Annotated in this window: 10 protein-coding genes and 1 pseudogene; 5 read left to right on the top strand and 6 right to left on the bottom strand. The window is 44.3% G+C overall.

The window, feature by feature from the left end:
• Positions 1-289: 289 nt before the first annotated feature.
• The 3 genes from J7E78_RS28545 to J7E78_RS28535 form a co-directional block, all read right to left on the bottom strand.
• The gene (locus tag J7E78_RS28545; RefSeq protein ID WP_215080170.1) at positions 290-1,270 is read right to left on the bottom strand and encodes an aldo/keto reductase; all 981 of its coding nucleotides are present in this window, start codon (positions 1,268-1,270) and stop codon (positions 290-292) included.
• 229 nt (positions 1,271-1,499) lie between these two features.
• Entirely contained in the window at positions 1,500-2,378 is an 879-nt protein-coding gene (locus J7E78_RS28540; protein WP_215080167.1) for an SDR family oxidoreductase, read from the bottom strand.
• Positions 2,379-2,524: 146 nt separating this feature from the next.
• On the bottom strand, positions 2,525-2,842 hold the full coding sequence (locus tag J7E78_RS28535; protein ID WP_017688544.1) for a winged helix-turn-helix transcriptional regulator: 318 nt from the start codon (positions 2,840-2,842) through the stop codon (positions 2,525-2,527).
• A 369-nt stretch (positions 2,843-3,211) separates the two neighbouring features.
• Between J7E78_RS28535 and helD the strand changes: the two are divergent.
• Positions 3,212-5,633 (top strand): annotated as a pseudogene (gene helD, locus J7E78_RS28530) (RNA polymerase recycling motor HelD).
• 140 nt (positions 5,634-5,773) lie between these two features.
• Here the strand turns inward: helD and J7E78_RS28525 are convergent.
• The 3 genes from J7E78_RS28525 to J7E78_RS28515 all read right to left on the bottom strand — a co-directional run bounded on the left by J7E78_RS28525 (position 5,774) and on the right by J7E78_RS28515 (position 8,860).
• Positions 5,774-6,604 (bottom strand): carbohydrate ABC transporter permease, encoded by an 831-nt coding sequence (locus J7E78_RS28525; RefSeq protein WP_017688542.1) that lies wholly within the window; start codon positions 6,602-6,604, stop codon positions 5,774-5,776.
• 1 nt (position 6,605) lies between these two features.
• Positions 6,606-7,478: a carbohydrate ABC transporter permease gene (locus J7E78_RS28520; protein ID WP_062834362.1), complete on the bottom strand. Its 873-nt coding sequence runs from the start codon at positions 7,476-7,478 to the stop codon at positions 6,606-6,608.
• A gap of 68 nt (positions 7,479-7,546) precedes the next feature.
• Positions 7,547-8,860, bottom strand: a complete 1,314-nt coding sequence (locus J7E78_RS28515; protein ID WP_215080165.1) for an ABC transporter substrate-binding protein — start codon at positions 8,858-8,860, stop codon at positions 7,547-7,549.
• Positions 8,861-9,066: 206 nt separating this feature from the next.
• On the opposite strand from J7E78_RS28515, the gene J7E78_RS28510 reads away from it, so the two are divergent.
• The 4 genes from J7E78_RS28510 to J7E78_RS28495 all read left to right on the top strand — a co-directional run bounded on the left by J7E78_RS28510 (position 9,067) and on the right by J7E78_RS28495 (position 15,202).
• The gene (locus J7E78_RS28510; RefSeq protein ID WP_215080163.1) at positions 9,067-10,830 is read left to right on the top strand and encodes a sensor histidine kinase; all 1,764 of its coding nucleotides are present in this window, start codon (positions 9,067-9,069) and stop codon (positions 10,828-10,830) included.
• A 16-nt stretch (positions 10,831-10,846) separates the two neighbouring features.
• Positions 10,847-12,373, top strand: coding sequence for a response regulator (locus J7E78_RS28505; protein WP_215080161.1), 1,527 nt, complete (start codon positions 10,847-10,849; stop codon positions 12,371-12,373).
• Positions 12,374-12,609: 236 nt separating this feature from the next.
• Entirely contained in the window at positions 12,610-14,595 is a 1,986-nt protein-coding gene (locus J7E78_RS28500) for a methyl-accepting chemotaxis protein (protein WP_215080159.1), read from the top strand.
• A 208-nt stretch (positions 14,596-14,803) separates the two neighbouring features.
• On the top strand, positions 14,804-15,202 hold the full coding sequence (locus J7E78_RS28495) for a gamma-glutamyl-gamma-aminobutyrate hydrolase family protein (RefSeq protein WP_215080157.1): 399 nt from the start codon (positions 14,804-14,806) through the stop codon (positions 15,200-15,202).
• The last annotated feature ends 58 nt before the right edge of the window (positions 15,203-15,260 follow it).

Genomic DNA, 15,260 nt, shown 5'->3' with positions numbered 1-15,260 from the left:
CGATTCCTTTAACCCATCCGACCCATGTGCTCTATATTTTCTGACCCAATCTTTGACTGAATTCTTGCTCACCCCAATGTGTTTAGCTTCCGAATTCGGATTGGATTGGAGTTCAAGGCAACGCTGTACGGTGTGTAATTTGATTTCTAAAGAAATGGGACTTCTTTTAGACATGAGAAAACTCCCCTCATAATAGACGTAGAAGTTTTGTTTTTTTCTACTGTCTACTATGAGGGGAGCATATCAGGATACGGAAAGAGGAGGTCTTCTATATTTTAAGCTTAAGCGATTATTGAGCACCTACTACGGGGTGAGGTACATAAGGCTCTTCAAGGAATGTTACGTCTTCTGAGGTCAACTTAACGGAAAGAGCACCTACCGCATCTTCCAGATGCGATAATTTGGTAGCACCGATAATGGGAGACGCTACAGTGTCTTTTTGTAGCAACCAGGCAAGCGCAATGTGTGTGCGAGGAACACCGTATTTTTCTGCAATGGATGCAACTCGTTCAACAACAAGCCGATCCGCATCACTTGTCGCATTGTACTTAGATTTCTGAATTTGGTCTGTCTCGGATCGCAGTGTCGATACGGACCAGTCACGGGTTAACCTGCCTGAAGCAAGAGGACTGTAGGGAGTTACGCCAATCTTCTCTTCCTTGCATAAAGGCAACATTTCTCGTTCCTCTTCACGATAGATGAGGTTCAAGTGGTTCTGCATGGAGACAAACTTGGTCCAACCATTTTTCTCTGCTACATGTAATGCTTTTTGGAACTGCCAAGCGAACATGGCTGAAGCCCCAATATATCTTACTTTACCGGACTTCACCACATCATGTAAGGCTTCCATGGTTTCTTCAATAGGCGTATTGTAGTCCCAACGATGAATGATATAGAGATCCACATAATCGGTTTCCAATCGTTTCAGGCTTTTATCAATTTCACTCAGGATGGCTTTTCTGGAAAGCCCAGAACCGTTGGGTCCTTTATGCATTTGTCCGTGTACTTTGGTAGCAATGACAACCTCATCCCGATTTGCATAATCTTTTAACGCCCGACCAAGATACTCCTCGCTCGTACCCAGAGAATATATATTCGCTGTATCGAAGAAATTAATGCCTAGATCCAACGCTTTTTTGATCACGGGGCGAGAGTCCTCTTCATTCAGTACCCATTCATGAACACATTTACTGGCGTCCCCAAATCCCATACAACCCAGGCAAAAGCGAGATACGTCCAAGCCTGTGTTACCAAGCTTTGTGTATTCCATATCATGTTCAAATCCTTTCTAATGTTTATTATTTCCACCTGTACGGTGATCTATATACACATTATTATGTCATATCGAATGAACCAACCTGTACCACATTTCTATCAAAGTTTTGCCTAATCCTATCAGAATCTCTGAATTTGAATCAGTTGAGTCTATTGAGGTTCTCGTATAAAAGAACAAGCCACTCGTTTCTCCGTTGGAGATTCAAGGGCTTGTTTATAAAATATTATTTAATCATTGTTTGATGAATCCAATCGCTTATTTTGGTTAATTTAAGATTGGCTTTGATATTATCATCCAACTCTTCATACCGTGGAAGAAGATCTGTATGCCCATCAATCCATTGGTACAATCCTTTAAGACCTGCTGCTGTCTCACTTCCCAACAAAGGCTGAATCGCTGCTTCAAAATGATCAAAAGGTAGAGACATGAAGCTGATCTTTTCACCTAATACAGCACTGAATTGTTCCGCTAATTGTACACCTGTCAGGGCTTCTAATCCAGGTGCTGGGATAATGCTTCCTGCCAATTCCGAATGAGTGAAGGCATAATAGTGGAATTGAGCTGCATCGTTTAAGCTAATCCAGGAGATCGGCTTGTTTGCTGGTACCGGGTAGGCCAAAACGCCATTGTTCAGTATTCCGGGAATCAGGAAGTTTTCCAAGTATACAATGGGTTCCACAATGATATATGGAAGACCACTTTGCTGCAATTCATGGATAACTTCACGTTTCAATTCAATTCCTTTGGAATGGGTGATAGGGTCAGGAACATAGGTACCCGTGTTAACTACAATCAATTTAACGTTTGCCTGTATAGCAGCATCAATTGCATTTTTGGTATATTGTCTGATCTTATCGGAATTGAACTCCACCGGCAGGTTTAGGAATATTTTACTTACACCTTCATGCGCCGTATGGAGCTGTTCCACATCTGATAGATCCCCGATGAAAGCTTCAATGTTTTGTTCCTTTAGTGTTTTGGCTGTTGCCTCATTTCGAGTAATCGTGCGAACCTCACAACCGTTTTGAACGAGTAATTGTGCGACAGCGCCGCCTTGGGAGCCCGATGCTCCATATACTAAAAATCGATCATTCTGTGTCATAGTGGTCAATAACTTCCTTTCAATATGTGATTGGAATGAATGAGTTAACACCCAGCAATGACCTCAGCATAACGGATTTAGAATAGAAGCGTAAGTACGCACATTAATGATATAAAGTATCCCTTGGGATACTATGGGAAGGCGTTTTACATATGTTTCGATCCCCAATCACCTAGCTGAAACAAGATCGAAGTCAGGCTTTGTCCTTTTTCTGTAAGGGAATATTCGACTTTAGGCGGAACTACAGGGTGGGTAACACGGTTTATCAAACCAGCTTCTTCAAGTTCTCGTAATTGCCTGGTTAACGTGCGATGCGTAATGGGGTCCAACATTTTCTGTAATTCATTGAATCGAATTGTTGAATGGCGGATGAGACGATTTATAATTAATAACTTCCATTTCCCACCAATCATATTGACTGCAAACTCAACAGGACAACGGTCCTCCACAGGTTCTATATTCATATTTATGTATCCCTCCCAAAAGCATCAACTCATGTTTCATGTTTTGTTCATTTTATCGAATTTATAAAGGGGTGTATAGCTTACAGCGCATTCAGAGTATGAACCATGCCCAGGACACAACAAAAGATGCCCCCCAGTGTAGCTCGAGGGACACCTTATATAATATAAATTATTGTTCAACTCAGACAGAAAGAAAAAAAGCATTGAACGTGAAAAAAAGCCATGATATAATCTATAGCGCAATTGATATTTATCTTCAATGTAAAGGGTGAATCATTATTTATCCTAATTTAATTTTACATCCGACATTCCGATTTGTCAATGCTCTTTTTTTGGTCCTAATAAATGGAAAAAGGAGTGGACTTATTTATGGATAAAACAAACGAATGGAAGTTGGAAGAGGAAAGATTAGTACAGGTAAGGAACAAGCTTCAGGCACGACTCGACGAACTGGAGCCGAAGGTTGCAGGACTGCATGAACAGGCTGCCGAAATTCGTAAACGCTTTTGGGAAGAAGTGACGATTAATACGGGTTCGTACACGGATTTTGAAGATGCATTCTATACCATTAATCAGCAGTCCAGAGTGTTAGCCGAGAGGGAGCGCGGGCACAAGCTGTTAACACAACAATGGAAAAATACAAAGAGACTGCTTCCAACACCGTATTTTGGACGTTTCGACTATAAGGAAAAAGGCATGACATTGACTGAACAGATCTACATCGGCGTATCATCTTTCATGGATGAGGATGGTTTGAACTTTCTAATCTATGATTGGAGAACACCAATTGCGAGTCTGTACTATGATTACTCTCCCGGGCCGGCAAGTTATGACACCCCTTCAGGACGAATCGAGGGAAAGATGGAGCTCAAGCGTCAATTTCAGATCCAACACGGGCAGCTGCTTAGCATGTTTGATTCAACAGAGACGATTGGTGACGAGCTGCTGCAGCAAGTGCTCGCCAAGGGTGCAGACTCACAGATGAAGAGCATCGTTGCAACTATCCAGAAGGAACAAAACGCCATCATCCGTGATGACCGAAGCCGAATGCTTATCGTTCAGGGGGCAGCTGGCAGTGGCAAGACGTCCGCTGCGTTACAGCGAGTCGCTTACTTACTATATAAACACCGCCAGACAGTTAAAGCAGATCAGATTGTACTTTTCTCGCCGAATCCGATGTTTACCAGTTATATCTCGACTGTGCTCCCGGAACTTGGGGAAGAAAATATGCAGCAGACGACTTTCCAGGAATATCTGAATTATTGGTTGGATTCCTCCATCCGACCAGAGGATGCCTTTGATCAGATTGAATATGTGCTGACAGCTCAGAATGATCCGGGATATGAAGCTCGTATGGAGGCGATCAAGTACAAAGCTTCCGAGACATTCCTGCAAGTGCTCCAAAACTACGGTAAGTGGTTAGGAAGAGAGGGGATGCGATTTAACGGCATTCAATTTCGGGGACGTGAATTCATCAGTTCAGACCAAATCAAGACCCAATTTTACAGTTTGGATCAGAATCTTACCTTGTCCAACCGTATACTTCTTTTGCAGGAATGGCTGCTGAGAGAACTTGTTTCGCTGGAACGTCTGGAACGGGAAGCAGACTGGGTTCTGGAGGAGTTGAATTATCTGGACACGGATGAGTATGTGGAAGCTTTCCGCATGTTGCACAAAGAAAAGCCTGTGTTCGATGTGGCGGAAAAATACGCAGCACGAGATAACGGTAATGACAGCGCAGTGCAAGATGAGGGTGCCTTTAACTTTGCAGTGCGAGAAGAGGAGCTGCTTCGTCAGAAACTCGTGAAAGACATGTTCAAACCTTTAAGAAAGAGTGTGCGGAAATTCCAGTTCGTGGATGTAAAAGGTATATATGAACAACTTTTTGTAAATGAAACCGCATATCGGGAACAAACGGATGGGGCAATCCCCCCCGCTGCACTGGCCTGAGATTTGTAAACAGACCAAGGTCATGATCCTTCAGAACAAGCTGTTCCATGAGGATGCTACTCCGTATTTATATGTAAAAGAGATGATCGAAGGCGTCCGGACGAACACAGAGATTCGTTATGTCTTTGTCGATGAAGGCCAGGATTATTCGGCGTTTCAATACGAATATCTCAAGAAACTGTTTCCTCGTGCCCGCATGACGGTACTGGGGGATTTCGGGCAAGCGATCTTTATGCAGGCTACGGATTTGGCGGCTTCCGACTCGCCACTGGTTCACCTTTACGGTGAAGGCGAAACTACATTGATACGGCTCGTACGCAGTTATCGTTCAACCAGAGAGATTGTTGAATTCACGAGACACATGTTACCAGGAGGAGAAGAGATCAGACCGTTTGAAAGGGGAGATCAGAAGCCTCTTTTAACCAGATTGAAGGACGATAAGTTGCGTGGTGCGCAGATTTTTGCAGACATCGCCGCGCTGAGAGCTGAGGGGTTCGATTCCATCGCTGTGGTTACCAAGACCGCGGCTGAAAGCCGGGACGCCCATGAATGGTTACGTAGTGAAGGAGGCGAAGGGCTGCAGCTCATAACGAAGGACACACAGATTTTTGAAAAAGGAATCATGGTTATTCCTGTGTATCTCGCCAAAGGCGTTGAGTTCGATGCTGTCCTGATCTATGATGCTTCACCAGAAGCTTACAGCCAGGAATATGACCGCAAGCTCCTGTATACGGCCTGCACACGAGCCATGCACCGACTTCATCTATATACAACGAGTGACTGGTCACCGTTTGTGCAGGCCCTGCCTGCGAATCTGTATGACACCAATTCACATTCATAATCAATAAGCGTTAATTTTAAACAGACAAAGACCCACCGATTAAGGCGGGTCTTTAAGTCTAGAGCTATTAAGCGTTGTTGAACATGATTAAGAATTCCTTCGAATTCCTCATTCATTCGAGTTCTGCGAGAATATAAGGTTTAGCCTTTAACCGCACCGGCAGTAAGGCCGCTGACGATATATTTTTGCCCGAATAGATACAGGATAAATACAGGCAGCGAAGTGAGCACGAGATTGGCGAAGATCAGGTTCCAGTCCCTGCTGTATTTGCCATAGAAATTGTAGATCGATAGTGGCATCGTCCATGTGGAGCTGTCTGTCAGAAAGTATACCGGAATCGTAATGTCATTCCAGACGGACATGAACACCATGATCGCTACCGTTGCATTAACGGGCAGGATGAGCGGTGTGACGATGCGGAAGAACACCCCGAACACACTTGCACCTTCCAGAAATGCCACTTCGTCCAGCGCTCGTGGAATGGTTTTGATGAACCCACTATATAGGAATACACTAAAGGCCGTGTTCAATGCGGCATAGATCAGGATGACACTTGTGATACTGCCGTAGAATCCTAAACCCTGTACAACACGTATGGTCGTAATAATCGACATTGGCGCAATCAGTCCCATGAAAAAATACATGTAGATCGTGCCGGATAGTTTGGTTTCCCGACGTGCCAGAATGAATGCCGCTGCCGAAGAGGCAACGATATTAATGATGGAAGATACGCCAGTAATCAAAATGCTGTTGAAGAACGCGCGCGACAGACCGCCTTCCTGGAAGACACGAACATAGTTCGAGAACTGCCATGTTTCCGGAAAACTCAGGGAAAAGCTGAGCACTTCGGCACTGGTTTTGAATGAACCAAAGATCAGAATGACAAGTGGCAACAGAACGATAAGAGAGGCCAGAATCAGGAACCCTTCCACGATATAGTTGCGGATGGCGAGTTTGCGTGTATAGCCCATGTTATTCCGTAACCTCCTTACGCCGCATGAAGATCAATAGCGGTATAGCAATAATGGTAACGACCACGAAGAGAAGTGTGTTGACCGCGGTACCGAGTCCCCAGTTACCTTCGCCGAAAGATCGCAGAATGATCGTACCTACGACCTGGGAAGCGTTACCCGGGCCACCACCGGTCATGACATATACTTCGGAGAATACTTTGAGTCCACCGATTAATGTCAACATCAGGTTAATATTAATCGCGGGCAATAAGAGTGGCAGTGTGATCTTGAAAAAACTTCTCCACGAGCTTGCGCCATCAATCTTGGCTGCCTCGTAATACTCTTGAGAAATGGACTGCAGACCGGCCAGATAGATGGCCATCTGGAAACCGGCACTCTGCCAGATCGAGACGATGGCAATCGTCCAGATGACAATGGAAGGGTTGGTCAGCCAAGCTTGGCTTAACGAATGTAATCCTACAGATTCCAACAGATTGTTGATTGTACCTTCGGTACGCAACATGGGAGTGAACAGAATACTGATCACAAGGATGCTGAGAATGGAAGGGGAGTAGAAGATCGCGCGCAGCAGGTTCTTTGTTCTTAATCGCATGTTAAGTCCGACGGCCAGCAATAGGCCGATGACATTCTTGCCAACGACGGTGACGATTGCAAATATCGCCGTGTTTTTCAGCGCCAGAATAAGCGTTTTGTCCGAGAAAATTTTCTCGAAATTATCCCACCCGATGAACTTCAGCTCCAGCCGATCCAGCCGCCAATCCGTGAATGAATAATAGAAAGCGGCGAGAGCAGGCACAACAAAAAAGATGGAGTAGATAATCAGTGCGGGAAATATCATGTAATACGAGTACAGATTTTTAGTCCTTTTCATGTCTCACACTCCGTTATAGCCAGGCAGCATAACGGTCGATCCTGTTATGCTGCCTTATATTTCACTCTTTAGAAACCTTCTACACCTTTATCCTGCATCAGCTGACTGAACTTCTCATCCCAGGATTTCAGTACTTCTTCAGGAGACAATCCGCCTGCAAATTGATCCTGCAATAATCGGTACAGTTCGCTGCGATCAACCAGCATGTATGCATCCGTTGTCAGCACGGTTTTCTTCGGCGTAATATAATTGTCTACAATATCCTGTTTGTAAGCTGGCAGTTCCGGTGTAGTAACGTCACTGAAATTGGATACGTATCCTTTGGAATTGACGATCTGTTGTGCGACATCCTTGGAAGCGATATAGTCCAGGAACTGTTTGGCTTCATCCAGATGTTTGGATTTCTTCGGAATGAACAGTTGTCCGCCGAGTGGACTTGCACCCAGACTGGCATTATCTGACGATGGAATCGGGAATACGCCCAGTTCCATACTTGGATCTTGCTCTGCCACGCCTTCGATTAACCAATCGCCCATAAACATCATGGCAACTTCCTTGTTCAGGAATTTACCTACGGCCATGTCATAGCTGTCGCTAAGCACATCCGTGTTGGTGTAACCTTTGGTGTAAATTTCATATTGTTGTTCCAGGAATGTTTTGAATTCCGGGATATCAGACCATTTTTTCTTATTGCTGTTCAGCTCATCAAAAAAAGTCGGTTCATTTTTGGCTACAAAATCGGCAAAAGCTGCAGCAGGCCAGATGTTGGCAGCCCAAGCATCTTTGTAAGGCATGAATACAGGTGTAATGCCACTTGCTTTGATTTTTTCACAGATCGCCAGGAATTCTTCGTAGTTCGTTGGAATTGACAACCCGAGTTCTTCAAAGATTTGTTTGTTATAAACGACCCCTTGCATCCCTGTATCTTGGCTGACATGGAAGCTGTAGAGATGGCCACCAGAAGAGAGGACGTCTTTGTTCACAATTCTGCTCGCCCAAGGTTCGTTATCGAGAATCTCGAAGTTACGTTCAAGATTCAGGTCCGTGACTGCGCTCGCCAGATTGTACTGAATAATGTCAGGCGTTTCATCTACAGCCAGTTTGGTTTGCAGTACAGTTGTCGTTTGTTCCGCTGGAATCAGCTGCAAATTGACACGAATGTTCGTTTGTTTTTCGAATGCATCGAGAATGTCCTGCTGGATGAAGGCAGAGTCCTGAGAACTTTTAGAGATTGCCAGCTCCAATGTGACTTTGCCACTCTTGCTGTCCCCGCCAGCAGCTGTGCCGGAATCCGTACCCCCTGATCCACAAGCCGTTAACGAGACCGATAATAAACTGGCCAGAATAATAGAAAACGCCTTTTTTCTTTTTATTGTTTTCAATGGAAATCCCCCTCTAAAACGTTTAGTGAATCCGTTTACAAGTCCGATTATAGATTCTTTTCTCGCCCCGGTACATGTCTGTGCTTGAACGTTGATGTGTAAAATCCTGAACTTGAAATCGCTATCATTTCATGAAATACCGTGATAAAGTAGACATGAATATAAGGGATTTCACATCATGTCAGAACAGGAGGGCATCTCTGAGAATGGCAAAGCTCATACATAAAGCAACTCAATTCAGTTTGCAGACAAAGGTGTTTTTGACATTTCTGGCGCTGCTTTTGTTCGTGCTGGGCTGTTTTATCGTTTATGTGAATGTGATCGTTGTCCGCCCGCTCAAACTGAAAACAGAGCAGGATACGCTCGTTACAGCTACGAAGGTAAGAGAGCAAGTTGATCTCTACGTGGAACAACAGAACCAGATGTCGCAGCGAATATTATCCAGCAAAAATATATTTGCAGCCATGGACAAGAGCTCCTCTGCGCATAGTAATTATGAAAGGCTGAAACAGATTCGGATCATCAAAGACATTATGTTTCAGGCCATCGGGCCGAGTATGAATATCAAAGACATGTCCATCTACGACAATCACGGGGTTCTCCTGACAACATATCTGGGTTCGGGCAATCCTCCCGCAATACTGAACACCATGATGGAGAGTAGTCAGGTTGGACGAGATTGGACGGAAAGTGGTTTTGTTCTGCTGCGTCAAGACGATACGATCTCCTTTGTGCGCACGATCAATGATCAGAACGGCAAGGTGTACGGTTATCTTAGCATCCAGATGGAACAGGCTTATATACAGAATCTGACGGAGGGCATTACCGCTGGCGATGTCTATATTCTGAATGAACAAGGGGAGCAGATGACAGGTTCGGAAGCGGGTGTGACATTTGCCAATTGGACAAAGCCTTCATCAGACGAGGGACTGGATGTGGACAAAAACGACAATTATATCACACATTCCACTTCACCCAGTACAGGTTGGATCACGTATATCATAACGCCCAAAAAATCTGTTCTGGGTTCGATCCATTCGGTTCAGACGATGTCCATTCTGCTGATTACAGCACTGATGCTGGTTTCGTTTGTGTATATCTTCCTGTCGACACGTAACCTGCTGCTGCCTATCCGCAAGCTACGTGGTCAGATCTGGCGCATGAACTACAGCAATATGAATCTGAAAGTGGATGAAACGCCGAAGAATAACGATCTCTTATTGCTGAATGAAGCCTTTGAGGATCTGATGGAGAGGCTGCAGCAATCGATTGACCGGGAAAAGTCGGCGCTTCATGAAGAAATAAAGGCGCGTAATTCGGCGCTGCAAGCCCAGATTGCACCTCATTTTATTCATAATGTTCTATATCTGATCAGTATTGCCGCTCAAGAGGGGAAGACCAAAGTTGTATCGGATATGTGCAAACATCTTTCGGACAGTCTACGTTATATTGTCTCTTCACCATACGCGCATGTGACCTTGGCTGAGGAGCTTCAACATACAAGACATTATCTGTCCCTTGTACAACAAAAGTACGAAGAGGATCTGGAGTGGGACATCCATGCAGACGAGCTGGCGAACGAAATCCGGTTGCCACGGTTGGTTATTCAGCCGTTTGTGGAAAACTGCATTGAACATGCTTTTGCCAACACTGCGCCGCCTTGGCGTATCCAGATTACGGTGAAGCAATATAACGGATTATGGGCTTTGGAGATCAAAGATAACGGAGAGGGCTTTCCACCGGATAAGATCCAGGAGATTTTAGCCAATATTCAGGCATCGGGTTCCGGAATGAACCAGACTGCCGATCGTGGAACAGCCCTTGGTAACATGGGGATTATCAATAGTGTCAATCGACTCAAACTAATGTATAACAACCGGCTCTTTATTAATATATTTAACAATCATGCGGAAGAGCAACATGGAGCAACGATTCAAATCATCGGCTCACTGACGAGAGATTTTTACTAGCGAGGAGGGACAGGCGATGTATAACGTTATGATCGTTGAGGATAGCAAACCGATATTACGTAATATTAAAATGCTCTTGGAGACGCTGAGCTTCCCGATTCGTATAGCTGCTACGGCAACGAATGGAGAAGAAGCCTTGGCAGCGTTAAAGCAGGAACCGATTGATCTGCTGTTGACCGATATACGAATGCCGAAAATGGATGGGCTGTCCCTGATTGAGCAAGCCAAAATTGCCAACCCGGATCTGAAGGTCATCTTGATTAGCGGTTATAGCGATTTTGAATACACAAGAAAAGCATTGAACCTGCAAGTGTTTGATTATTTGTTAAAACCTGTCGAGCGAGAGGCGCTTGAAGAAGTCATGGGTCGGGTAATTGACCAACTTGATCAACAGATGTCCAAGGAACTGCTGGATTTGCAGGAAATCATTCATCCCCAATGTGAGACTACGCCGAAACAAGGGGAGGAATTTCCACCTTTGTTCAGCCAGATGATGATCATTATGAGCAAACAACCTTTCACCGCAGGGCATGAACGATGGGTGCAGGTGGAACTTGAGGGTATAGTGCAGGATTTTTTTGCATTCCATCCTTGTCGTGTTTACACCAGTCAAACCCCATATCAATTTATCGCTTTTGTTAACAAGAGTGCACTTGAGGTGTACTCTTCCGTACATGAATGTCTTGAATCGATACGACGGCATTTGGTTGCACATGACATCGATGCGATCATTGGAGGACAACTTCTATTCGCTGAGTCTGGTAATCTGCCGGAGCTTTATCACCGCATGTCGTCCATTTTGTCTGAGCAGCAACGGTTGAAACAAGGAATAGTGCTGGATACCGGGAATCCGGTGTCGATGGCCAGATCCGAGACAGGCTGTCTGGATCAGGTGCAGGAATCTGCTTTTGTACAGATGATACAGGCTCGTCAGAAAGAACGATTTACGCTCAAGCTATCCGAATTGCTGAATCGATGGGCGGAGAAAAATGTACATATGACCGAGGTGGAGCGGTTTATCGGATTAATCGTAGACACGTTTGCTCATCTGTACGAGGAACAGGGGTCGGGCATGAGATTGGGTCTGGAGATTCGGTCAAGACAATTCGCCCAGGCACAGTCCTATGCCGATTTTTGCCGGGAACTGGCGGAATGGACGGGACAGTGCTTCGATATGCTGCAATCCCACGTTCGAAAAAACAAGGCGATCCTGTTCGAACAGATTGATGATTACGTAAAACTTAATAAATACTCTCAATTATCTATCAACGACATTGCCATGAAGTTTCACGTTAGCCCGTCGTACGTCAGCAGAGTGATCAAAAATGCAACACAAATTACATTTGTTCAGTATTACACCCGGCTTCGTATTCAGGAGGCCTGCAGACTGATGGAGAATCAACCTGACATGAAGTTTAAGGAAGTTTCCGATTTGTTGTCATTTAGCGATCAGCACTATTTCTCGAAGGTGTTCAAAGAGTATACGGGGCTAAGTCCTACGGATTATAAACAACAGATGTCTGGTATAAAGAGCCAATCATAGTTAACAAACCCTTTTTACTTATGCTATAATACTAACAAATACGGCTTGTTACTGAATTCATTCAGGCAATACCTATGTATATACATGCTCAAAGTTTCTTTGGGTGTGCATATATATGGGTTTTTTTGCGTTTACTGGCCGATTGGTTCTACCAAAAATGAATAAAGAGAGGAAGATTGAACTAAAAGGAAAAGAAAAAAAGGTCATTTTATAAGGGAGGAGCCGTTTTACGATTAATGAGCACTCGACTCATTGCAGCTTTCCTTGCGGTACTTATTATCCCCACTGCACTTATCGGATATTTCTCGTATCATAGTGCCAAAGATCAAGTACAACAAAAAATGACAGAGCCTATCAATACCATTTTAACCATGACAGGGCAGCACATTAACAATCTGGTGGGGGAAAAAGCAGAATTATTGAATTATATCGACAGCATGTATGGCTCAACCCTCAGTCAGGCGAACAACGAAGCGGTACAAGTAGGAATAGACCAATTATCTGATACATATCCTGATATTCTGGCCATAACCGTAGGCAACGACCAAGGCAGCATTATATCTTCTCCAGCAATTGAGGATGCAACATACGATCCACGCAGCACAGAATGGTACACCAATGGTATGAGTAACAATGGAGCACTCTATTTTTCGAGTATTATGAATGATCCGGCATCCGGAAAGATTTATGTAGAGATTTCAAAAGCTCTTTCAGATGAACATGGTGTAGCAAGTATTAAACTTGATCTGGAGCCATTAGCAAAAGCGTTATCATATGTTGATGTAGGAGGCAATGGAAGTCTGATTGTAGTCGACTCCAATCGAACGATTGCGGCTTGGTCCGGTGCGATTGCAAAAGGTGGGGGAGGAGAGCTCGGCGGAGCACTTATTGAGGGAATTCCAGTCCATCCAAATACGGCTTCAAGTTCCGATGAACCGATGGCATTTTCCCAATTTGTCAGAACGGATCTGGCGTATGATTTGGAGGTATATAACGGTGTTAATGCTTTGACGGGTTGGAATGTCATTGCTTTGATGGGCCATGAAGATTTTATCGCCGCAGCGAAACCCATCATGGTATCGAGTCTAACCGTCATTGCTATATCTGTATTGATTGCCGGTGTAATTATTTTCTTCATTCTGCGATCTTTTATTGTTCCTATGCAAAAACTGCGAAAGGCCACCCGCAGCGTAAGCGAAGGGAATCTGTCTGAACGAGTGAATCTTAAAACCGAAAACGAATTTGGTATATTGGCAAATGATTTTGACCAAATGACCATCTCTCTTCAATCGGTGGTTGCTGAACTTCATCAGACGTCATCGTTGTTAAGCCACTCTTCCCAGATGATTCAGGAAAGTACAGAACAAACCACCCAATCGGTTCAACATGTGGCTGAAACCATGCAACAGACTGCGGAATCAGCTATCGTTGGGGCGGAGAATTCGGAACAAACCGCGAATGCCGTAGAAGAGATGGCGAGAGGTATCAGTACAATTGCAGAATCTGCGAGTGCGATTGTGGATTCGGCTGAAGAGACGGAGCGCGCTGTTGCTAACGGTGGAAAAACGATAAATCAAGTCGGAGAACAAATGGAACATATTCTCGGAGCTGTTGAAGAAACCTCGGCATTGATTAATGAGCTGTCCAGTCTATCTGCTGAAGCCAATCGAATGAATGAAGCGATTGCGGATATCTCTCGTCAAACCAATCTTCTATCACTGAATGCCTCTATTGAAGCATCAAGAGCAGGAGAACACGGTAAAGGTTTTGCTGTTGTTGCAGGCGAGGTACGCACGTTATCGATGCAATCCAAACAAAGTGCGGACGATATTGGCGCTACCATTGGCAAAATGCTTGATCTGATTGCCAAATCCACGTCTCTTATGAATGATAAAGTTCGTAATCAAGTAAGTGAAGGTATGCGGATCAGTCAACAAGCTTCTGCAACCATATCAAACATCGAACAATATACAACGCATATCGTGGATCAAATTCAGGATATTTCCGCTGTCTCAGAACAGTTGTCAGCCAGTACGGAAGAAGTCTCGGCTACAGTTGCCGCGATGAGTCATATCTCTAAAGTGTCGGCTGATAGTGCTCAGACAACTTCAGCAGCAGCCCAAGAGCAAATGGCGGCGATGCAGGAGATATCCGCATCATCTGCACAGCTATCTAAAACAGCTGAGAACATGCAAGAATTGGTTCGCCGGTTTAAGCTCTAGAGTTGAAGTAATTAAGTGTGTAAGGAAACGCGTAAAGCAAAAGGCGCTCTCCAAATGGAGCGCCTTTTTGCATTTAGTGAGATTAGTAAGAATGCGATTACTCATCCTCATCATATCCTTTCCAGCATTCCGGATGTAACGGGCGCAGATTGTAAAGGTAGGAAAATGCAATAATTCAGTGAATTTGTATATGAAGAGATCTGATAAAATGAATGAAAAGATAGGGGGGAACCCATCCCTTCAACTTCATGGGAACAAGATCGTTAATCATAAGCAAAGTCCGCCATATACGAATCTTGTACATGATGTACATATTGAGGAAAATAATATCCTATACGATATCTTGCAAACCGATACGATAAAAGTGAACAGCTACCACCATCAGGGAATCAAGATGTTGTCGGATAAGTTAACGGCCGTGGCCGTCGCTGAAGATGGACTCGTCGAATCCGTGGTCATGCCAAAGCGTTCATTTATTGTGGCTGTGCAGTGGCATCCAGAGTACAGCTATAAAGTAGATGACTATAGTCAAAAGTTATTTGCGGCGTTTGTTAATGCTTCTAAATCCGTACGATATAATATCCATATTGAAGACATCACCGCATAAAATGTGAAAAAGAAAAAAGACCTCCTGTTTATAAAAATAAAATGTACCCTATAAGATA

It is taken from the genome of Paenibacillus polymyxa (assembly GCF_018614975.1).
Classification (GTDB): domain Bacteria; phylum Bacillota; class Bacilli; order Paenibacillales; family Paenibacillaceae; genus Paenibacillus; species Paenibacillus polymyxa_E.
This window is presented reverse-complemented; position numbering and strand designations above follow the sequence as displayed.

Coding starts and splice junctions, on each gene's coding strand:
- J7E78_RS28495 (WP_215080157.1), top strand. CDS start 14,804: ATGAATGAAAAGATAGGGGGGAACCCATCCCTTCAACTTCATGGGAAC.
- J7E78_RS28520 (WP_062834362.1), bottom strand. CDS start 7,478: ATGAAAAGGACTAAAAATCTGTACTCGTATTACATGATATTTCCCGCA.
- J7E78_RS28540 (WP_215080167.1), bottom strand. CDS start 2,378: ATGACACAGAATGATCGATTTTTAGTATATGGAGCATCGGGCTCCCAA.
- J7E78_RS28510 (WP_215080163.1), top strand. CDS start 9,067: ATGGCAAAGCTCATACATAAAGCAACTCAATTCAGTTTGCAGACAAAG.
- J7E78_RS28535 (WP_017688544.1), bottom strand. CDS start 2,842: ATGAATATAGAACCTGTGGAGGACCGTTGTCCTGTTGAGTTTGCAGTC.
- J7E78_RS28505 (WP_215080161.1), top strand. CDS start 10,847: ATGTATAACGTTATGATCGTTGAGGATAGCAAACCGATATTACGTAAT.
- J7E78_RS28500 (WP_215080159.1), top strand. CDS start 12,610: ATGAGCACTCGACTCATTGCAGCTTTCCTTGCGGTACTTATTATCCCC.
- J7E78_RS28545 (WP_215080170.1), bottom strand. CDS start 1,270: ATGGAATACACAAAGCTTGGTAACACAGGCTTGGACGTATCTCGCTTT.
- J7E78_RS28525 (WP_017688542.1), bottom strand. CDS start 6,604: ATGGGCTATACACGCAAACTCGCCATCCGCAACTATATCGTGGAAGGG.